At 64.7% G+C, this 18786-nt stretch carries 18 protein-coding genes; 7 read left to right on the forward strand and 11 right to left on the reverse strand.

Annotated elements, in window-relative coordinates:
* Window positions 1-33 precede the first annotated feature (33 nt).
* On the reverse strand, window positions 34-1179 hold the full coding sequence (locus tag SIN08_RS16895; RefSeq protein ID WP_322452766.1) for a glycosyltransferase: 1146 nt from the start codon (window positions 1177-1179) through the stop codon (window positions 34-36).
* 179 nt (window positions 1180-1358) lie between these two features.
* A complete protein-coding gene (locus SIN08_RS16900) occupies window positions 1359-2624 on the reverse strand; it encodes a DNA recombination protein RmuC (RefSeq protein WP_322452767.1) in 1266 nt (421 codons plus the stop codon).
* 116 nt (window positions 2625-2740) lie between these two features.
* On the opposite strand from SIN08_RS16900, the gene def reads away from it, so the two are divergent.
* A complete protein-coding gene (gene def, locus SIN08_RS16905; protein WP_322452857.1) occupies window positions 2741-3271 on the forward strand; it encodes a peptide deformylase in 531 nt (176 codons plus the stop codon).
* 99 nt (window positions 3272-3370) lie between these two features.
* Here def and fumC read toward each other — a convergent pair whose 3' ends face one another.
* The 4 genes from fumC to SIN08_RS16925 all read right to left on the reverse strand — a co-directional run bounded on the left by fumC (window position 3371) and on the right by SIN08_RS16925 (window position 7803).
* A complete protein-coding gene (fumC, locus tag SIN08_RS16910; protein WP_322452768.1) occupies window positions 3371-4759 on the reverse strand; it encodes a class II fumarate hydratase in 1389 nt (462 codons plus the stop codon).
* Between the two features lie 229 nt (window positions 4760-4988).
* Window positions 4989-6641, reverse strand: coding sequence for a chaperonin GroEL (gene groL, locus SIN08_RS16915; RefSeq protein ID WP_322452769.1), 1653 nt, complete (start codon window positions 6639-6641; stop codon window positions 4989-4991).
* Between the two features lie 70 nt (window positions 6642-6711).
* The gene (groES, locus tag SIN08_RS16920) at window positions 6712-7008 is read right to left on the reverse strand and encodes a co-chaperone GroES (RefSeq protein ID WP_274427024.1); all 297 of its coding nucleotides are present in this window, start codon (window positions 7006-7008) and stop codon (window positions 6712-6714) included.
* A gap of 156 nt (window positions 7009-7164) precedes the next feature.
* Window positions 7165-7803, reverse strand: a complete 639-nt coding sequence (locus SIN08_RS16925; protein ID WP_322452771.1) for a DNA-3-methyladenine glycosylase I — start codon at window positions 7801-7803, stop codon at window positions 7165-7167.
* A 251-nt stretch (window positions 7804-8054) separates the two neighbouring features.
* Here SIN08_RS16925 and SIN08_RS16930 point away from each other — a divergent pair, with 251 nt between their 5' ends.
* Window positions 8055-8876, forward strand: coding sequence for a L,D-transpeptidase (locus tag SIN08_RS16930; protein WP_322452772.1), 822 nt, complete (start codon window positions 8055-8057; stop codon window positions 8874-8876).
* Window positions 8877-8963: 87 nt separating this feature from the next.
* On the opposite strand, the gene glcF is transcribed toward SIN08_RS16930, so the two are convergent.
* From glcF to SIN08_RS16955, 5 genes are all read right to left on the reverse strand, one after another.
* Complete coding sequence (gene glcF / locus SIN08_RS16935) at window positions 8964-10289, reverse strand: glycolate oxidase subunit GlcF (protein ID WP_322452773.1); 1326 nt, start codon at window positions 10287-10289, stop codon at window positions 8964-8966.
* Between the two features lie 5 nt (window positions 10290-10294).
* Entirely contained in the window at window positions 10295-10678 is a 384-nt protein-coding gene (locus SIN08_RS16940) for a DUF4870 family protein (RefSeq protein WP_322452774.1), read from the reverse strand.
* Between the two features lie 42 nt (window positions 10679-10720).
* Entirely contained in the window at window positions 10721-11929 is a 1209-nt protein-coding gene (gene glcE / locus SIN08_RS16945; RefSeq protein WP_322452775.1) for a glycolate oxidase subunit GlcE, read from the reverse strand.
* Window positions 11930-11948: 19 nt separating this feature from the next.
* Window positions 11949-12401 (reverse strand): ASCH domain-containing protein, encoded by a 453-nt coding sequence (locus SIN08_RS16950; RefSeq protein ID WP_322452776.1) that lies wholly within the window; start codon window positions 12399-12401, stop codon window positions 11949-11951.
* A gap of 139 nt (window positions 12402-12540) precedes the next feature.
* Entirely contained in the window at window positions 12541-14037 is a 1497-nt protein-coding gene (locus SIN08_RS16955; RefSeq protein ID WP_322452777.1) for an FAD-linked oxidase C-terminal domain-containing protein, read from the reverse strand.
* A 148-nt stretch (window positions 14038-14185) separates the two neighbouring features.
* Here SIN08_RS16955 and SIN08_RS16960 point away from each other — a divergent pair, with 148 nt between their 5' ends.
* Genes SIN08_RS16960 through SIN08_RS16980 form a run of 5 tightly spaced genes read left to right on the forward strand, consistent with a single transcriptional unit; the run spans window position 14186 to window position 18643 of the window.
* A complete protein-coding gene (locus tag SIN08_RS16960) occupies window positions 14186-15022 on the forward strand; it encodes an FCD domain-containing protein (RefSeq protein ID WP_322452778.1) in 837 nt (278 codons plus the stop codon).
* Window positions 15023-15026: 4 nt separating this feature from the next.
* Window positions 15027-15800 (forward strand): (Fe-S)-binding protein, encoded by a 774-nt coding sequence (locus SIN08_RS16965; protein WP_322452779.1) that lies wholly within the window; start codon window positions 15027-15029, stop codon window positions 15798-15800.
* A complete protein-coding gene (locus tag SIN08_RS16970; RefSeq protein ID WP_322452780.1) occupies window positions 15800-17236 on the forward strand; it encodes a LutB/LldF family L-lactate oxidation iron-sulfur protein in 1437 nt (478 codons plus the stop codon). Before SIN08_RS16965 ends, SIN08_RS16970 begins: the two co-directional genes overlap by 1 nt.
* Entirely contained in the window at window positions 17233-17907 is a 675-nt protein-coding gene (locus SIN08_RS16975; RefSeq protein WP_322452781.1) for a lactate utilization protein, read from the forward strand. Before SIN08_RS16970 ends, SIN08_RS16975 begins: the two co-directional genes overlap by 4 nt.
* The gene (locus SIN08_RS16980; protein ID WP_322452782.1) at window positions 17873-18643 is read left to right on the forward strand and encodes a metallophosphoesterase; all 771 of its coding nucleotides are present in this window, start codon (window positions 17873-17875) and stop codon (window positions 18641-18643) included. Before SIN08_RS16975 ends, SIN08_RS16980 begins: the two co-directional genes overlap by 35 nt.
* The last annotated feature ends 143 nt before the right edge of the window (window positions 18644-18786 follow it).

The raw sequence follows: 18786 nt of genomic DNA on the forward strand, positions 1-18786 counted from the left end.
TTCACCGCGGGCAAGCCACCGTAGGCAATCCGGTCAACGTCTTCGCCCCTCACCTTCCAAAACCTTCTCATAAAGGGAGACGTGGCGCTCGACGTATCTTTGCAGCGAAAAACGGTTGACGACGCGCTCCCGGGCGGCGGCGCCCAAGGCCTGGCGGTCCTCGGCGGCAAGCACGAGCAGTCTGGCCAACCCTGCCGCAAGGGCATGCGGCTCACGGGGTGGCACGACGACCCCCGTTGGGCCGACGAGCCAGCCGCAGTCTCCGACATCCGTCACCACAACGGGCACGCCGCTTGCCATCGCCTCGCCGGCGGCCAGCGAGAACGCCTCACCCCATGCGGATGAAAGCACGAAGACGTCCAGCCCGGGCAGCAATTCCGCGACATCGTGGCGAAGGCCGAGGGTGGTAACGCGGTCGTCGATGGCGAGATCTCTCGCTGCCTCCCTGACCGGGCCGTTCTCATGGCCGTCCCCGGCAATCACCAGTTGAACATCGTGCCCGTCGGCGATCAGTACGGAGACCGCCCTGACGAGGTTCACCTGATCCTTCATCGGGTGATATCGGGCAAAATGGCCGATGATCCGCCGCTCGGGGGGAATGTTCAGCGTCGCGCGCAGGTGGGCCCGACGGCTGCGTGTCGGATAGAAGGTATCGGTGTCGATTCCGTTCGGGATGACCGCGCTCCTGCGGGCGTTGAATCCGAGATGCTCGTGCTGGCGGGCCGCAATCCTCGAGCAGTAGCAGATCGCAGCCGCGAGATGCGACAACATGGCGGAGAACCGGATGAGCCGATGCATCTTCGGCTCTTCGACAGCGAGATCGGCAATAGTGTGATGCACGCTCCAGATCACCGGTGCGAAGGTGAAGCTCAGGAGAGATCCGAGCGAGCCGGCCATATTGCCGTGGTACATCCAGCCGTGAATGATGTCCGGGCTCTGCTGTCGTACCAGCCTGCGCAGATCGAGCACGTTCCGCGACCTGGGCCGGGCTCTTTGCATCGAAAGGGAGTGCAGGCTCGCGTGCCGTTGCGGCAGACTCGCGGCCATGGCGCCAGCCGGCAGCAGCGACAGGACGGTCGAGGGAAATCCCGCTTGGTCCATCCGGCCGACGAGGCGCGTCAGCATGATCTCGGCTCCGCCGACATTGAGACCGGTTATCGTGTGGAGTACCTGAGGCACGATCGTGTTCCCCGCGTTTTCCGACGGTAGAGCGGATCCGGTTCGTTGTCAGGTCAGGAAAATCACCCGTCAGGTACCGTCCAGCCTAAAATGCAAGGACCTATGGGCATCCACGTCTTGGAGTGTGGGGTGTGGCCAAACGCCAGCGACACGTCGGAAAAGATGCTTTGCGTCAAAGCTTACTCGTCGACGACGCGCAGCTTCAGCGAGTTGGAACCGGTGGCGGCGGCAGCTTGCTTGACGGCCTCTCCCTTGGGCAGGCTCTTGCTTTCCGCCGCTTCGGCCTCCGGCGCGCCAAGCTCCAGCGCCTCGATCTTCTCGCCCCGTTTCGTCACCTTTTCCGCCGAAGTCAGGATCATGTCGATGTCGCGGTTGGCCTGGGAGAAATGGGTCTGCAGCTTGCGCACACGCTCGTCCAGTCGGGAGACGTCCTGCATCAGCCGCACGACCTCGGCCTGGATGAGATGGGCCTGCTCGCGCATGCGCGCATCCTTGAGCACCGCCTGGATGACCTGGATGGAAAGCATGAGCAGCGACGGCGAGACAATGACGATGCGGGCACGGTGGGCCCGCTGCACCAGCGCCTCGAAATTCTCATGGATCTCCGCGAAGATCGACTCGGAGGGCACGAACATGAAAGCCGTGTCCTGGGTTTCGCCATTGATCAGATACCGTTCCGCGATCGCCTTGACGTGGGTTTCGATGTCACGGCGGAAAGCGGCTTCGGCCTGCCGGCGCCCCTCTTTGCCCTCCTCGCCTTCCGCTGCCTTGCGAATGGCGTTCCACGCCTCCAGCGGAAACTTGGCATCGATGACGAGCGAAGGCGCGCCGTTCGGCATCTTTACCACACAGTCGGGCCGGTTGCCGTTCGACAGGGTGGCCTGGAATTCGTAGGCGGAAGACGGCAGGCCGTCGGCGATGATCGCCTCCATGCGCGACTGGCCGAAGGCACCGCGGGTCTGCTTGTTGGACAGGATCTGCTGGAGCTGGACGACCTGGCCGGCGAGCGACTGGATGTTGTTCTGGGCAGTGTCGATGACGGCTAGGCGCTCCTGCAGCCTGGACAGGTTTTCATGGGTGGACTTCGTCTGCTCGGTGATCGACTGGCCGAGCCGCGAGGACATGCCGTCGAGCCGCTCCGAGAGCGTCTTCGTCAGTTCCGCCTGGCGCGACCCGAACACCTCGGCGATGGTGCCCATGCGGCCCTGAAGTTCCGCCTGCGCCTTCGTCAGTTCCGCCATGCGCGTCTCCGCCTCGCGCGCCCGCGCCGCCGCCTCCTCGGCGGCTTGCGCGCGCATGCGGCCCGTGCGCCAGAGCGCGAGAACGGTGCCGGCGGACAGAAGCACGAAAGCCGCGACGACAGTGACGAGCACGCCGCCCAGCGATATTTCCACCGTTCCGAGTTGCGCGACGGGCGTGGAGAAAAGCGAAGCCATTTCGTTCATGTCCGGCACTCTAGACGATTCGCACGCCCGCAATAAGACCAAAACGTGAACATATTCCGGTGAAACACGAAGTGTCCTATATTGACGCCTTCACCGGCACCGATTACCTGACGAACATGACGACCCGGCCACTCATCCTTCTTCCCGATCCGAAGCTGCGCGAGGTTTCCAAACCCGTCGAGCGCGTGGACGATGACCTGCGCAAATTCGCCGACGACATGCTGGAAACCATGTATGATGCGCCGGGTATCGGCCTGGCCGCCATTCAGGTAGGCGAACCGCGACGCCTGCTGGTGCTCGATGTGGCGGAGAAGGACGAGCCGCGCAATCCGCAGGTCTTCATCAATCCGGAGATCGTCGAGCGCTCGGACGTCCGCAACGTGCACGAGGAGGGCTGCCTTTCCATTCCCGATTACTATGCGGAAGTGGAACGCCCGGCCGAGGTCACGGTCGATTACGTCGACCTTGCCGGCAGGAAGCAGACGCTCAAGGCCGACGGCATCCTTGCCACCTGCCTCCAGCACGAGATCGATCATCTTAACGGCGTGCTGTTCATCGACTATCTGTCGAAGCTGAAGCGCGACATGGTGGTACGCAAGTTCAAGAAGCTCGCCCGCGAACGGGCGCCCGCGCGCATGGTGGGCTAGGCCTGTAGACGGCTATGGGGGCGGCCTTTGTCGTCGAGTATGTCACGAGCCTGAACCGTTCCGGTCAAAGCGAAGCCGCAGCCATGAAAGGCTCCGGAATCAAGCCGGTGAGATCATTTTCTCCGGGCGCACCAGCCGGTCGTAGTCCGCCTCCGAGACAAGGCCGCTCTTCAGCGCTTCCTCCCGCAGGGTGGTGCCGTTCCCGTGCGCGGTCTTGGCGATCTTGGCGGCATTGTCGTAGCCGATCGCCGGCGCGAGCGCCGTCACAAGCATCAAGGAGCGCTGCATCAGATCAGCGATCCGCTCCTCGTCCGCCTCGATGCCCTTGACGCAGTTGTCCGTGAAGGAGCGCATCCCGTCCGAAAGGATGCGGATCGATTGCAGGACGGCGTTGGCGATGACGGGCTTGAAGACGTTGAGCTCGAAATGGCCCTGGCTTGCGGCGACCGTGACGGTAGTCTGGTTGCCCATGACTTGGGTCGCCACCATCGTCAGCGCTTCCGCCTGGGTGGGATTGACCTTGCCGGGCATGATGGAGGAGCCGGGCTCGTTCTCCGGCAGTTTCAGTTCGCCGAGCCCCGAGCGCGGGCCGGAGCCCAGGAAGCGGATGTCGTTGGCGATCTTGAAGAGATCGGCGGCAAGCGCATTGAGCGCGCCGTGGAAGGCGTTGAGCGCACCGTGGCTTGCCAGCGCCTCGAACTTGTTTTCCGCGGTACGGAAGGGCAGCCCGGTGATCTCCGCCACCTTCTCGGCGAAGGCCACGTCGAAGCCGACCGGTGCGTTGAGGCCGGTGCCGACGGCGGTGCCGCCCTGGGCCAACGCGTGCACGTCTTCGAGTGCCTCGGCAATGCGCCTGGCGCCGAGCTTGAGTGCGGCGACATAGCCGGAAAATTCCTGACCGAGGGTGAGCGGGGTGGCGTCCTGGGTATGGGTGCGGCCGATCTTCACGATCTCGGCGAAGGCCTTCTCCTTCTCTTCCAGCGCTTTCGTGAGGTGGTCGAGCGCCGGCAGGAGCTCGGCCGCCGCCTCGCGGCCGACAGCGATATGCATCGCGGTGGGAAAGGTGTCGTTGGACGACTGGCTCATGTTCACATGGTCGTTGGGATGAACCGGCTTCTTCGAGCCCATCTCGCCGCCCAGCATCTCGATCGCCCGGTTGGCGATCACCTCGTTGGTGTTCATGTTCGACTGGGTGCCGGAGCCGGTCTGCCAAACCGCGAGGGGGAAATGCCCGTCCAGCTTGCCCTCCACCACTTCGCCGGCCGCCGCCACGATGGCCTCGCCCAACTTCGGTTCAAGCTTGCCGAGCTTCATGTTCACCTCGGCGGCGGCCTTCTTGACGATGCCGAGCGCGTGCACGAGGGGAACCGGCATTTTTTCCGTGCCGATGCGGAAGTTGGTCAGCGAACGCTGCGTCTGCGCACCCCAGTAACGGTCGGCGGCCACGTCAATGGGGCCAAAGGTGTCGGTCTCGACGCGGGTCTTCATCGTGCGCTCCCAGTTCATCATTCACTGCCGGCCATATGCGCCATCGGGCCGTCATTTGCAAATGCGTCTTCCTGGATAATGGCCCGGCAATGGCCGTCTACCGGCACGCCGGGAGACGATAAATCAAACGGGGTTTGTTCGCCGATTCGCCGGACTGCAGCGGAAGAGCGAAAATGAAAAGGGCGGCCGGCAGGCCGCCCTTTCCGCAGGGATTGCGTGGTGCGTGAGCTTAGAAGCCCATGCCACCCATGCCGCCCATTCCGCCCATGCCGCCGTCCGGCATTGCCGGGGCCGGCGCTTCCTTCTTCGGCAGCTCGGCGATCATCGCCTCGGTGGTGACCAGCAGGCCGGCCACGGACGCGGCGTCCTGGAGCGCCGTGCGCACGACCTTCATCGGGTCGACGATGCCGAAGGCGATCATGTCGCCGTACTCGCCGGTCTGGGCGTTGTAGCCGTACCTGACGTCACTGTTCTCGAGGATCTTGCCCACGACGATCGACGCCTCGTCGCCCGCATTGGTGACGATCTGGCGCGCCGGCGCCTGAACCGCACGGCGGACGATGTTGATGCCGGCGTCCTGGTCGGCGTTCTCGCCCTTGACCGTGATCGCCGTCGAGGCGCGCAGAAGTACGACGCCGCCGCCCGGCACGATGCCTTCCTCGACGGCCGCGCGGGTCGCGTTGAGGGCGTCGTCGACGCGGTCCTTCTTCTCCTTCACCTCGACCTCGGTCGCACCGCCGACGCGGATCACCGCCACGCCGCCGGCAAGCTTGGCCAGCCGCTCCTGCAGCTTCTCGCGGTCGTAGTCGGAGGTGGTCTCCTCGATCTGCGCCTTGATCTGCCCGACGCGTGCCTCGATCTCGTCCTTGCGGCCCGCACCGTCGACGATGGTCGTCTCTTCCTTGGTGATCGAGACCTTCTTGGCGCGGCCCAGCATGTCGAGCGTGACGTTCTCCAGCTTGATGCCGAGATCCTCGGAGATCACCTGGCCGCCCGTCAGGATGGCGATGTCCTCGAGCATGGCCTTGCGGCGGTCGCCGAAGCCCGGTGCCTTGACGGCAGCGATCTTCAGGCCGCCGCGCAGCTTGTTGACCACCAGCGTCGCCAGCGCCTCGCCCTCGACGTCCTCGGCAATGATGAGCAGCGGCTTGGAGGACTGGACGACACTCTCGAGCACCGGCAGCAGCGCCTGCAGGTTGGACAGCTTCTTCTCGTGCAGCAGGATGTAGGCATCCTCCAGCTCGGCCACCATCTTCTCGGCATTGGTGACGAAGTAGGGGGAGAGATAGCCACGGTCGAACTGCATGCCCTCGACCACCTCGAGCTCGGTCTCGGCGGTCTTGGCCTCCTCGACGGTGATCACGCCGTCATTGCCGACCTTCTGCATGGCCTGCGAAATCATCTCGCCGATTTCCTTCTCGCCATTGGCGGAAATCGTGCCGACCTGGGCAACCTCGGCGGAGGTGTTGATCTTCGTGGAAGCCTTGGCCAGATACTCGACCACCTGGTCGACGGCGAGATCGATGCCGCGCTTCAGGTCCATCGGGTTCATGCCGGCGGCAACCGCCTTGGCGCCTTCCTGGACGATGGACTGGGCGAGAACCGTCGCCGTCGTGGTGCCGTCACCGGCGATGTCGTTGGTCTTCGAGGCCACCTCGCGCACCATCTGTGCGCCCATGTTCTCGAACTTGTCCTCGAGCTCGATCTCCTTGGCGACGGTCACGCCGTCCTTGGTGATGCGCGGCGCGCCAAAGGACTTGTCGAGCACGACGTTGCGGCCCTTCGGGCCGAGCGTGACCCTCACCGCATTGGCGAGAATATCGACGCCCCTGAGCATGCGCTCGCGTGCGTCACGGGAGAATTTTACGTCTTTTGCAGCCATGTTCTCTTGTCTCCTGGCCTCGGGCGTGAGGCCGTTTGTCCGTTGAACCGATAGCGAACGGGCGAAAGGCTCAGCCGATCACGCCCATGATGTCGGATTCCTTCATGATGAGGAGATCCTCGCCGTCGAGCTTGACTTCGGTGCCCGACCACTTGCCGAAGAGAACGCGATCGCCTTCCTTCACATCGAGCGGAACGACCTTGCCGCCCTCGTCGCGCGCACCGGAACCGACGGCGATGATTTCACCTTCCTGAGGCTTTTCCTTTGCGGTGTCGGGAATGATGATCCCGCCAGCCGTTTTCTCCTCGGATTCGACCCGGCGAACGACCACACGGTCATGAAGCGGGCGAAAATTCGTCTTGGCCATGTCCTGAACCCTTGATTCGGATAATGAAATGGACTTTGTCTCCGCCCGAGAGGGCAGGAGCGCGATTAGCACTCCCTCGCAGAGAGTGCTAACAGCGGTGGAGATAGTCGCCGCATCCTCCAGAGTCAAGCGAGGGCACGCCGTTCGCGGCGATTGTCAAACCGGCCTGACGAAGGCGTGCCGGGTTTGCTCCACCTCCTCGCGCATGGCGCAGCCCTCGATATGGTCGTTCACCAGCCCCATCGCCTGCATGAAGGCATAGACGGTGGTCGGGCCGACGAAGCTCCAGCCGCGCTTCTTCAGGTCCTTGGAAATGCGTGTGGAAACGTCCGTCTTGGAATTGGCGATCAGCGTCCGGTAATCGAGCCTTTCGGGCCGTTCCGCGGGGCCAGGCTCTTGGCGCCAGAAATAGCGGGCGAGCGAGCCCTCCTCTTCGCAAAGCGCGATTGCCCGGCGGGCATTGTTGATGGTTGAGCGGATCTTGCCACCATGGCGGATGATGCCCTTGTTATCCAGCAGTCGCTCCACATCGTCTTCGGTGAAGCGCGCCACCCGTTCGAAGTCGAAACCCGCGAAGGCCTCGCGGAAATTCTCGCGTTTGCGCAGGATGGTGAGCCAGGAGAGGCCGGATTGGAAGCCTTCCAGGCACAGCTTCTCGAACAGCCGCCGATCGTCGGCGACGGGCCGGCCCCATTCCTCGTCGTGATAGGCGAGGTAGTCCGGCAGGTTGGCGTGCCAGAAGCAGCGCTTCTTCCCGTCCGTGCCCTCGATCAGGCCCGAATTGGCCTCGTCCATGCTCATGTCCCCCGCTGGTTATACAACCATAAGTTTAAATTGCCATTTACCGTCTTGTTCAATCGGGCGGTAACCATGCCGAGCGGTTTTGCTCTCCTATCGCATTTTATGAAGCCGGATTCACCATTTGCTTGGCTGACCCGTGCACCATCCTGACAACGGGGCGCGCGATACCGCTGGGGAATGCGACGCGTCCCGAGGGAATCTCCGCGCCACCGCGACAGACAGCTGAAAGAACGTAGGGTGCTCGCATGAAGGTTCTTGTCCGTATAGCGGTGGCCACCGCTTTCCTGCTCGCGGCGTCTGCCGTGCAGGCGCAAAATCGCTACGTCGAACCGCCTCCGGTGCTTGTCAGCCCCGACCTTTCGGCACCGTGGATCCAGCAGTTGCGGCAAACTCAGGAACGCGCCGCCATACGCCGGCGTGATAACAGACAAGCCCCGCCGCCGCAGGCGCAGCAGCGCCAGGTGAGACAGTCGCAGGTGCGGCGACCCGCCGCCGAGGCACGGCCATCGTCCGGCGAGCGCCAACCGCAGCGCTCCGCCCAGGCGTGGCAGGCCGCGCCGGCTGCCGTCCGCGCCCCGCGGCCGCGGCCCTATTACGCTGGCCAGCAGCTCGATCCGGAGTTCCTCCCGCAGACGGTGCCCTACGATGGCCCGCATGCGCCGGGTACGGTGGTGGTGGATACCGGAAGGCGCTTCCTCTACCTGGTCGAGGAAGGTGGCGTGGCACGCCGCTACGGTGTCGGCGTCGGCAAGCCGGGGTTCGAATGGGCCGGCACGCACCACGTCAGCCAGAAGCGCGAATGGCCGGACTGGCGTCCCCCCGCGGAGATGATCGCGCGGGAGAAGCGCAAGGGCCGCGCCCTGCCGACCTTCGTCAAGGGCGGGCCGCAGAACCCCCTTGGAGCGCGCGCGCTCTATCTGGGCTCCACGCTCTACCGCATCCACGGCACCAACGCGCCCTGGACGATCGGCAAGGCCGTCTCGTCGGGATGCATTCGGATGCGCAACGAGGATGTGATAGAATTGTATCGGCGTGTTCCCGTCGGCGCCAAGGTCGTGGTAATCTGATTCGCAGTGAACGGGGGATGGGCCCGGTCGAGGGGTTTTGCCGGACCATCTGAAAAGGCAGCATCTTGGAAGAGGTGCTGCCTTTTCCTATTCGGCAGCCATCATTTCCGGGCGGAGATTTGGCAGGCCCTCGGGCTTCGGCCCGCCATAGGCCCAGTCGACGAGTTCCACCGTATGCACGACCGGAAGCCGCGCGCCCGAGGCGATCTGCGTGATGCAACCGATATTGCCCGTGGCGACCAGATCCGCGCCGGTGGCCTCGATGTTCTTCACCTTGCGGTCGCGCAACCGGCGCGCGATCTCCGGCTGGAGGATGTTGTAGGTGCCCGCCGAGCCGCAGCACAGATGCCCCTCGCGCGGCTCCTTCACGATGAAGCCCGCGCGCGCAAGCAGCGCCTTCGGCTCGCGCGTGATCTTCTGCCCGTGCTGCATGGAGCAGGCGGAGTGATAGGCGACGGTAAGGCCCGGCGCGTTCTCCGGCTCCGGCAGATCGAGCCCGGCAAGATACTCGGTGACGTCCTTGGCCAGGGCGGAAACGCGCGCGGCCTTGTCCGCATAGGCGGGATCCTGCCGCAGCATGTGCCCGTAATCCTTGATGGTCGTGCCGCAGCCCGACGCGGTGATGATGATCGCGTCGAGGCCGCCGCCTTCGATTTCCCGTGTCCAGGCGTCGACGTTGCGCCGTGCAAAGGCATGGGCCTCTTCCGCGCGGCCCATGTGATGGACGAGCGCGCCGCAGCAGCCTTCGCCTTCCGCCGCCACTGTCTCGATCCCGAGCCGCGCGAGCAGCCGCGCCGTTGCCGCATTGATACCGGGGTCGAGCACGGATTGCGCGCAGCCGCCGAGCACGGCGACCCGGCCCCGCGGCGCACCCTCCGGCGAAGCCGCTTGGACGGGCTGAGCTGCGGCGGGCAGAGAGGCCGGCGCCAGCTCCAGCATCGAGGCGACGGGCTTCAGGCCCGGCAGCGCACGAAACACGGGCGCGAAAGGCCGCCCGAGCTTCGCCAGCCGGAGGGCCAGGCGGAAACGCGCAGGATAGGGCAGGATGCGCGCCAGAAGCGCCCGCGTCATCCGATCGAGGAGCGGCCGGCGGTATGTCCTTTCGATGTGCACGCGGGCATGGTCGACCAGATGCATGTAGTTCACGCCGGACGGGCAGGTCGTCATACAGGACAGGCAGGATAGGCACCGGTCGATATGGGTCACCGTCTCGCGGTCGGCCGGCCGGTCGTTCTCCAGCATGTCCTTGATGAGGTAGATGCGTCCGCGCGGGCTGTCGAGTTCGTTGCCGAGCTCGACATAGGTCGGGCACGTGGCCGTGCAGAACCCGCAATGGACGCATTTGCGCAGGATCGATTCCGATTCCGCGACATCGGGATCGGCCAGTTGCTCCGGCGTGAAATGGGTCTGCATGTCGCCTACAGCATCCAGCTTTCAGGGTTTTTGATCGGCTCGCTGCGGCTGACCGCCTGCAGGCCGATGACGATGCGCACCACCGCCCAGATCGCCACCGCGAGAAGCAGGAGGAATCCGATCCCGACCACCATGAGGACCGCCGAGACGATGCCGTAGAGAACGCCGATCCAGAAGGTGCGGATCGCCCAGGTGTAGTGCGTCTCGACCCAGGACTCGGACTTTCCGCGGTTGAGATAGGCCAGCACGATCCCCACCAGCGCCGAGATCCCGATGACGAAGCTGACCAGATAGAGAATGTAGATCACCTGGATATTCGTCGGACCTGGCTCCAGCCAGCCGTTTGTCCTGCCGGGCGGAGTGGGCTGAGTCTGACGCGTCTCGTTCATATCCGTCTCCAATTTTGCCTGCCGGGGCACTCTAGCATGGGCTCACGCGGCAGCCATCCGCCCCGGGTTGAGAATGTCCTTGGGATCGAACTGCGCCTTCAGCCGCGCCGATAATGCGGCCAGCGCCGGCGGCTGCGGATGGAAAACCGGGACCGCCGCCCTGAGCGAGAGTGGCGCACGCACGAGGGTCGCATGCCCGCCGCCGAAATGGGCGATCAGCTTGCGCAGGATTTCGGCCTCCGGATCTGCTTCCATGCGCAGCCAGACGAGCCCGCCCTGCCAGTCGTAATAGGCGTTCGCACCGGCCGCGCGGCGGAAGGCGTCCACCATTTTATGCCCCTCCGTCGGCGCCATCGACACCCGCCACACCGGCGCTGGCGTCGCGTCGGCGAAAGGCAGGCAATCACGGATATCCCGCCACAGCACGCGTGACTGGCCTTCCTCGATCGTCTCCACAGAGCCATATGGCTTCATCAGTCGCGCCAGGAGGTCGAGCCGGTAGTCCACCGAGGGGGCGAACCCCTCGAGGCGCAGCACCGTCCGCGCCGCACCCTTGAGCCCGCCTTCGAGAAACCGCCCGACCACACCCTCCGGGAGGTGCGCAGCGCCCGAGATCTCCGCGCTCGAGCCCGTCGCCTCGGCCATAGCGGCCGCAGCCTCGGCGTCGCTGAGACCGGCCACCACGAGAGTCTTCTCGGTTTCCGCCGCCGGCAGCACCTTGAAGGTGCCGTCGCTCACCACCGCCAGTGTGCCCCATGAGCCGGCGAGCCCCTTGGAAAGGTCGTAGCCGGTGACGTTCTTCACCACGCGCCCGCCGGATTTGAAGGCTTCGCCGCGCCCGGAAACGGCGTTGATCCCCAGCACGTGGTCACGCGCCGCCCCCGCCTTGATCCGCCTCGGCCCTGAAAGATTGGCCGCAAACACCCCGCCGATCGTGCCGCGCCCCGGCTCCGCTCCAAGAAGCGGGCCATAATCCATCGGCTCGAAGGCGAACTCCTGATTGTTTTCGGCGAGCAGGGCCTCGATCTCGGCCAGCGGCGTGCCCGCCTTTGCCGAAAGCACCAGTTCCTCCGGCTCGTAGAGAGTTATGCCCGAGAGCTTCGAAAGATCCAGCGTGTGCTCCGTCTGCACGGGCCGGCCGATGCTGCGCTTGGAGCCGTGGCCGACCACTTCAAGCGGCGTTTCTTCAGCCACCGCCCATTGGACGATTTCAAGCGTCTGGGCAGCGGTGGTGGGGGTGAAGGTGGTCATGAAAGAGCACAGACCTGCATTATCGACGGGCCTCCAAAATTGCGAGCAGCGCCCTGCCCCGCGGCGAAAGTCCGTATCCAACGTCAAGGCTCTCGGTCAGGCCCAGTTCTTTCAGTTTACGCACGTCGCGCTTGAGCTTGAGCTTCTCCACCCCAAGTTGCTCAGCGATGCGTGCTGCGGCAACGCCGCCTCCGGCCGCTATGGCATCGAGGATGGCGCGGTGATAGCCCTTGCGGCCGTTGGCCTTGTCCCAGCGGGACAGCTTCTCCTCGATCGCCGCCGCCTCCTGCGGAGCAAGTGCGCTTTCCTGCCGTAGTGGGACGCGACGGTCCACTTCGATCCCGCACAATTCGATCCGGTAAAGACTGCGACCTTCGCCGTCCCGCAGGTCGTGCCTGAGTTCGTCCAACGAGGCGAAACCTGCGCTTTGCGCCTCTTCCTCTCCGAGTACTGCTTCGTCGGCCGGTTCCACGGCGCCGATCCGCACCTCGCCCAAGGCGGTCCGCAATCGTGCGCCGGGTGAAACCGTGGGCTTCTTCCAGCGCCGGAAGGCGAGCGTGATTTCGCCCCGCGCTATTCCTTCCAGAACCGACCGCTTGAAGAGCACCGCCTCAAAACCTCTCCAGTTCCGGAAACGGCATCCGCCCCCGGTGAATGTGCATACGGCCGAGCTCCGCGCAGCGGTGAAGCTGCGGGAACATTTTTCCGGGATTGAGCAGATGGTTCGGGTCGAAGGCGCATTTGACGCGGATCTGCTGGTTGAGGTCGTCCTCGGTGAACATCTCCGGCATCAGGTCGCGTTTCTCCACGCCCACCCCGTGCTCGCCGGTCAGCACACCGCCCACCTCGACGCACAGCCGCAGGATATCGGCGCCGAAATCCTCCGCCTTTTCCAGCTCCCCCGGCTTGTTCGCGTCATAAAGGATGAGCGGGTGCAGATTGCCGTCGCCGGCGTGGAATACGTTGGCAACGTTGAGCCCGTATTTCTCCGAAAGTGCCCGCATGCCCGCAAGCACGCGCGGCAGTTCCTTGCGGGGGATGGTGCCGTCCATGCAATAATAGTCCGGCGAGATACGGCCGACGGCCGGGAAGGCCGCCTTGCGCCCGGCCCAGAAGGCCTGGCGCTCCTCGTCGGAGTTGGAGACACGGCTGGTCGTCGCGCCGTTCTTGCGCGCGATCTCTTCCACACGGGCGATCAGGTGGTCTACCTCCGCCTGCGGCCCGTCGAGCTCGACGATCAGCAGCGCTTCCACATCGAGCGGATAGCCCACCTGGACGAAATCCTCCGCCGCATGAATCGCCGGCTTATCCATCATCTCCATGCCTCCGGGAATGATCCCGGCGCCGATGATGTCGGCCACGCACTGGCCGGCCTCTTCGCTCGAAGGAAAGCCGATCAGGAGCGCCCGCGCCGTCTCCGGCTTCTTCAGGATGCGCACGGTCACTTCCGTCACGACGCCCAGGAGCCCCTCCGAGCCGGTCATCAGGCCGAGCAGGTCGTAGCCTTCCGCGTCGAGATGCTTGCCGCCGAGGCGGATCACCTCGCCGGTCATCAGCACCATCTCGATGCCGAGGATGTTGTTGGCTGTCAGCCCGTATTTCAGGCAGTGAACCCCGCCGGAATTCTCCGCAACGTTGCCGCCGATGGAGCAGGCGATCTGCGAGGAGGGGTCCGGAGCGTAGTAGAAGTCCTCGTGCTCGACCGCATGGGTGATGCCGAGATTGGTCACGCCCGGCTGCGCCACCACGGCCCTGTTGTCGAAATCGATTTCCAGGATGCGGTTGAAGCGGCTCATGACGAGCAGCACCGCGTCGGCGAGCGGCAGCGCGCCGCCCGAAAGCGACGTGCCGGAGCCGCGCGGCACCACGCGGATATTGCGCTCGTGGCAATATTTGAGAATGCGCGAGACCTGGGCAACCGTTTCCGGCAGGACGACCACGAGCGGCAACTGCCTATAGGCGGTCAGCCCGTCGCTTTCGAAGGCGCGCATCTCGTTTTCAACCGCCACCACACCTTCACCGGGCACGATGATGCGCATGTCCGCGATGATCTCCTCGCGCTTTTTCAGCGTCGCCGCGTCGGCTTCGGGCATATGCGGTCCGGACATGGCCTCTTGTTCCCGGTGGTAAGCAAACCGACCGCTTTTCCCTGCGCTACCGCGCTTGAGAAAGCTTTGTCGAAAATTGGTTAAAACATTTGACCAGTTGTCGTCAATGTCGCTAGATTGCCGCCATAGCCAAAAGCCCCGTTTTGCCGTGGATACCATCTATTCCAGAATCGAACATGCCCGTACGGCTGACGCCGTGGTGCGCCAGATCGAGGCGCTGATCCTGCAGGGTATTCTGCGCGACGGCGACCGGCTGCCGGGCGAGCGCGAGTTGGCGAGCCGGATGGACGTCTCGCGCCCCATCCTGCGCGATGCGCTCAAGGCGCTCGAAGCCAGAGGTCTTCTCGTCAGCCGCCAGGGCGGCGGCACGCACGTTGCCAGCATCGTCGGCGAAGTCTTCGCCAAGCCCATGCGCGAGCTCATCGCCACCCATCCCAAGGCCACCGCCGACTATCTGGAGTATCGCCGCGAGGTCGAGGCCGTCGCCGCCGAGATGGCGGCGCGTCGGGCGACGGAGGCCGACAAGGCACTGCTCGCCGACATCGTCGCGCGCATGGAGCATGCCCACGCCACGGCCGATTTCAAGACGGAAGTCGAGATCGACGTCGAGTTCCACAACGCCGTCGGCGAGTGCGCGCACAATTTCGTGCTGCTTCATACCTTGCGCTCCTGCTACCGGCTGCTGGCGGATGGGGTGTTCTACAGCCGCGCCCGGGTCTACGACCTGCCGGGCGCGCGGGAGGATCTGCTTTCCCAGCACCGGGCGATCTTCCTCGCCATCCGCGACGGCGATCCCGCGGCCGCGCGTTCCGCCTCCGTCGATCACATCGCCTATGTGGAATGGGCGAGCACGGAGGCCGAGCGGACGGGCGAATGGGAGCATATCGCGAAGCTTCGCCTTCAGCAGCGCTCTTCGCCGGAGGTGAAAGCTATGCGGTCGGGCCGGTCCCGGCGGTCCGCCGCCGCCAAGTCAAGAACAGGATGATGCCTTGAAACACGAAACCCTGAAACAGCCGCGCGTCGGACTTTTCGTCACGTGCCTGGTCGATCTCTTCCGGCCAACCGTCGGCTTCGCCTCGGTCAAGCTTCTGGAGGATGCCGGCTGTAAGGTCGACGTGCCGATGGCCCAGACCTGCTGCGGTCAGCCGGCCTACAATTCCGGCGACCGGGACGACACGACGGCCATCGCGCAAAAGACGATCGAGATTTTCGAGGAGTTCGACTATGTGGTGGCGCCGTCCGGCTCCTGCGCCGGGATGCTGAAGAAGCATTATCCGGCGCTTTTCAAGGACGGTCCCTGGGCGGAGCGCGCGACCGCCTTTTCGGACAAGGTGCACGAGTTGGTCAGCTTCCTGGTCGATGTCATGGGCGTAGCGGACGTCAAGGCCGCCCACCAGGGCAGCGTCACCTATCACGATTCCTGTTCGGGCCTGCGCGAACTCAACATCCGCGAGCAGCCGCGCCGTTTGCTTGCAAGCGTATCTGGCCTTGAATTGAAAGAACTGAAGGATTCCGACGTCTGTTGCGGTTTCGGCGGCACTTTCTGCGTGAAGTATCCCGACATATCCAACCGTATCGTCGAGGAGAAGGCGGCCAATATCGAGGCCTCGGGAGCAGGCACGCTGCTTGCGGGAGACCTCGGCTGCCTCATGAACATGGCCGGCAAGCTGCAGCGCCAGGGCAAGGACGTCGCCGTGCGCCACGTGGCTGAGGTGCTGGCCGGGATGGATGACGGTCCGGCGATCGGCAGGGGAGAGCGCTGATGCAAATCACCTCACCCTCCTTCAAGACGAATGCGCGTGCGGCGCTCGCCGACGCGCAACTGCAGAAAGCCCTTCATCACGTGCGCTCGGGCTTCATCGACAAGCGCCAGAACGCAGTCGACGCGCTGCCGGAATTCGACTCCCTGCGCGACTCCGCCCGCGCCATCAAGGACCATGCGCTCGCCCATCTCGACCTTTATCTGGAAGCCTATGAGGAGAAGGTGAAGGCCGCCGGCGGACATGTGCACTGGGCCGAGACGGCGGAGGATGCCCGCGCGGCGATCCTGGAGATCTGCCGCACCGCCGGAGCCCGCACGGTGACCAAGGGCAAGTCCATGATCACCGAGGAGATCGGCCTCAACGAATTCTTCCAGAAGGAGGGCATCCGTCCCGTCGAGACTGATCTCGGCGAATACATCATCCAGCTTCGCGGCGAACACCCGAGCCACATCATCGCGCCCGCCGTGCATCTGACCAAGGACCAGGTGGAGAGCGATTTTCGCCGCGTGCACGACCATTTGCCGCCGGGCCGCGACCTGTCGGAACCCGAGGCGCTCCTGGGCGAGGCGCGGCGCGTGCTGCGCTCGGAATATTTTGCCGCCGATGTCGGCATCACCGGCGCCAACTTCCTGGTCGTGGAAACCGGCAGCTCCGTCATCGTCACCAACGAGGGCAATGGCGACCTGACGCAGATCCTGCCGCGCGTGCACATCGTCGTCGCCTCGATCGAGAAGATCGTCCCGACGCTGGAGGATATGGGCCAGATCCTGCGCGTGCTCGCCCGCTCCGCCACCGGCCAGGACATGAGCGTCTACACCACCGTCTCGACCGGGCCGCGCCGGCCGGACGACCCGGACGGGCCCGACGAATACCACGTCATCCTGCTCGACAACGGTCGTTCCGCCATGCTCGGGACGGAGTTCCAGGACATGCTGCGCTGCATCCGCTGCGGCGCCTGCATGAACCACTGCCCGGTCTACCACGCCGTCGGCGGCCACGCTTACGGCTGGGTCTATCCCGGGCCCATGGGCGCGGTGCTGACGCCGTCGCTCGCCGGCGTCGACAAGTCGGGCCATTTGCCGAACGCCTCGACCTTCTGCGGCCGCTGCGAGGCGGTGTGCCCCATGCGAATCCCATTGCCGAAGATGATGCGCCACTGGCGCGAGCGGGAATTCGCCCGCGGGCTCAACCCGGCAGGCCAGCGCTACGGCCTGCGCGCCTGGGCCCTCTTCGCCCGCCGCCCGAGCCTTTACCGGCTGGCCACGTCCTTCGCCATTCCCGCCCTTTCGCTCATGGGTGGGGCAAAGCGCCGGTTCCGCTATCTGCCTTTCGCCGGCGGCTGGACCAGGCACCGCGACCTGCCGGCGCCCGAAAGCCGCACCTTCATGCAGCAATGGCGCGATCGCGAGGCGTTGAAACAGGGAGCGCGGGCATGAGCGGGCGCGAGGCGATACTGGGCAAGGTGCGCTCATCCCTTGGGGCCGCATCGGGCGACAGCCGCACCGCGAAGGTGGCAAAGCGGCTCAAGGATGCGCCGTCGGGCATTATCCCGCTGCGCGGCCAGAAAGCGGACAAGGAGCGCATCGCCCTGTTCTGTGAGATGGCGCACAAGGTTTCCGCTACCGTCGAGCGGGTGAAAGCGCCGGCCGATGTGCCCAAGGCCGTCGCGGCCTATCTGCGGGCAAAGAACCTGCCGGCCGCCGTGCGCATGGGTGCGGACGAGCGGCTGGGCGCCATGCCCTGGAAAAAGGTCAAGGCGCTTGAGGTCAAGCCCGGCCCTGCGGACCCGGACGACCAGGTGGGCGTCAGCCACGCCATCGCCGGCATCGCCGAAACGGGCACCGTCGCGCTGCATTCGGGCGCGGAGAACCCGACCACTGTCAATTTCCTGCCGGAGCACCATATCGTCGTGGTGAACGCAAAGGACATTGCCGGCGATCTGGAGACGGTGTTTTCAGGCCTCCGGCGGAAATTCGGCAAGGGAACGATGCCGCGCACGCTCAATCTGATTACCGGGCCGTCCCGCTCCGGCGACATCGAGCAGACGCTGCTCCTGGGAGCCCACGGACCGCGTGCGCTGCATCTCGTCGTGGTCGATGGCGGCTGAAGGAGGGATTCATTTCGACGATGCCGCCGCGCCGGAGGGCATGCGGCTTTATGCCGTGGGCGACATTCACGGCTGCTACGATCTCATGGTCGAGATGCACCGCCGCATCATGGCCGAAATCATCGAGGGGCGGCCGCCGGACTGGCGCATCATCTATCTCGGCGACTATGTCGACCGCGGGCCGGCGTCGCGGCAGGTGATCGAGTTCCTATCGCGCACAACCGCGAGCGACCCGCGTGTCGTGGCGCTCGGCGGCAACCACGATGTCGGTTTCCTGGAATTCCTGATGGAGCCGATGCCGGATGGCATGTTCGCCAATTATGGCGGCACCACCACGGCACGATCCTACGGGGTGGAGATGGCTTTTCATCCGCTCGAGGCGCTGGAGCGTTCCGCACAGGCCTTGCGGGATATGATCCCGCAGGCGCACATGGATTTCCTGCGCGGATTGAAGCTGTCGGCGGGCTTCGGCGACTACTTTTTCTGTCATGCGGGCATCAAACCCGGCGTGCCGCTGGAGGCGCAGTCGGCCGAAGACCTCATCTGGATTCGAGACCTGTTCCTCGGCCACGTGCAATTGCACTCAAAGGTGATCGTGCACGGCCATACTCCCGTGCCGAGGCCGGAAATCCTGCCCAACCGGGTAAACCTCGACACCGGTGCTTTTCACAGCGGCCGCTTGTCCGCGATGATGTTCGAGGGAAAGCGCAAGCGCCTCCTGGAGGTCGGCCGATAGAGCGAAATGCGCACGCATTTGCTTCAATATATCGCTCTACCTCTTTGCCTTTGGCGCGTTTGCGGGCGAAAGAATTCGGCTTGGCAAATTGCCTTAACTACTTCGCGAATGTTGTGATGCCGTAGCCATCCGTCGTCTCATAG

The organism is Chelativorans sp. M5D2P16, assembly GCF_034427935.1.
In the GTDB taxonomy this organism is placed as follows: Bacteria; Pseudomonadota; Alphaproteobacteria; order Rhizobiales; family Rhizobiaceae; genus Chelativorans.

What these genes read in the sequence shown, in the direction of transcription:
- SIN08_RS16900 (WP_322452767.1), bottom strand. Translation starts at nt 2,624, where the DNA reads ATGAACGAAATGGCTTCGCTTTTCTCCACGCCCGTCGCGCAACTCGGA.
- def (WP_322452857.1), top strand. Translation starts at nt 2,741, where the DNA reads ATGACGACCCGGCCACTCATCCTTCTTCCCGATCCGAAGCTGCGCGAG.
- fumC (WP_322452768.1), bottom strand. Translation starts at nt 4,759, where the DNA reads ATGAAGACCCGCGTCGAGACCGACACCTTTGGCCCCATTGACGTGGCC.
- groL (WP_322452769.1), bottom strand. Translation starts at nt 6,641, where the DNA reads ATGGCTGCAAAAGACGTAAAATTCTCCCGTGACGCACGCGAGCGCATG.
- groES (WP_274427024.1), bottom strand. Translation starts at nt 7,008, where the DNA reads ATGGCCAAGACGAATTTTCGCCCGCTTCATGACCGTGTGGTCGTTCGC.
- SIN08_RS16925 (WP_322452771.1), bottom strand. Translation starts at nt 7,803, where the DNA reads ATGGACGAGGCCAATTCGGGCCTGATCGAGGGCACGGACGGGAAGAAG.
- SIN08_RS16930 (WP_322452772.1), top strand. Translation starts at nt 8,055, where the DNA reads ATGAAGGTTCTTGTCCGTATAGCGGTGGCCACCGCTTTCCTGCTCGCG.
- glcF (WP_322452773.1), bottom strand. Translation starts at nt 10,289, where the DNA reads ATGCAGACCCATTTCACGCCGGAGCAACTGGCCGATCCCGATGTCGCG.
- SIN08_RS16940 (WP_322452774.1), bottom strand. Translation starts at nt 10,678, where the DNA reads ATGAACGAGACGCGTCAGACTCAGCCCACTCCGCCCGGCAGGACAAAC.
- glcE (WP_322452775.1), bottom strand. Translation starts at nt 11,929, where the DNA reads ATGACCACCTTCACCCCCACCACCGCTGCCCAGACGCTTGAAATCGTC.
- SIN08_RS16955 (WP_322452777.1), bottom strand. Translation starts at nt 14,037, where the DNA reads ATGTCCGGACCGCATATGCCCGAAGCCGACGCGGCGACGCTGAAAAAG.
- SIN08_RS16970 (WP_322452780.1), top strand. Translation starts at nt 15,800, where the DNA reads ATGCAAATCACCTCACCCTCCTTCAAGACGAATGCGCGTGCGGCGCTC.
- SIN08_RS16975 (WP_322452781.1), top strand. Translation starts at nt 17,233, where the DNA reads ATGAGCGGGCGCGAGGCGATACTGGGCAAGGTGCGCTCATCCCTTGGG.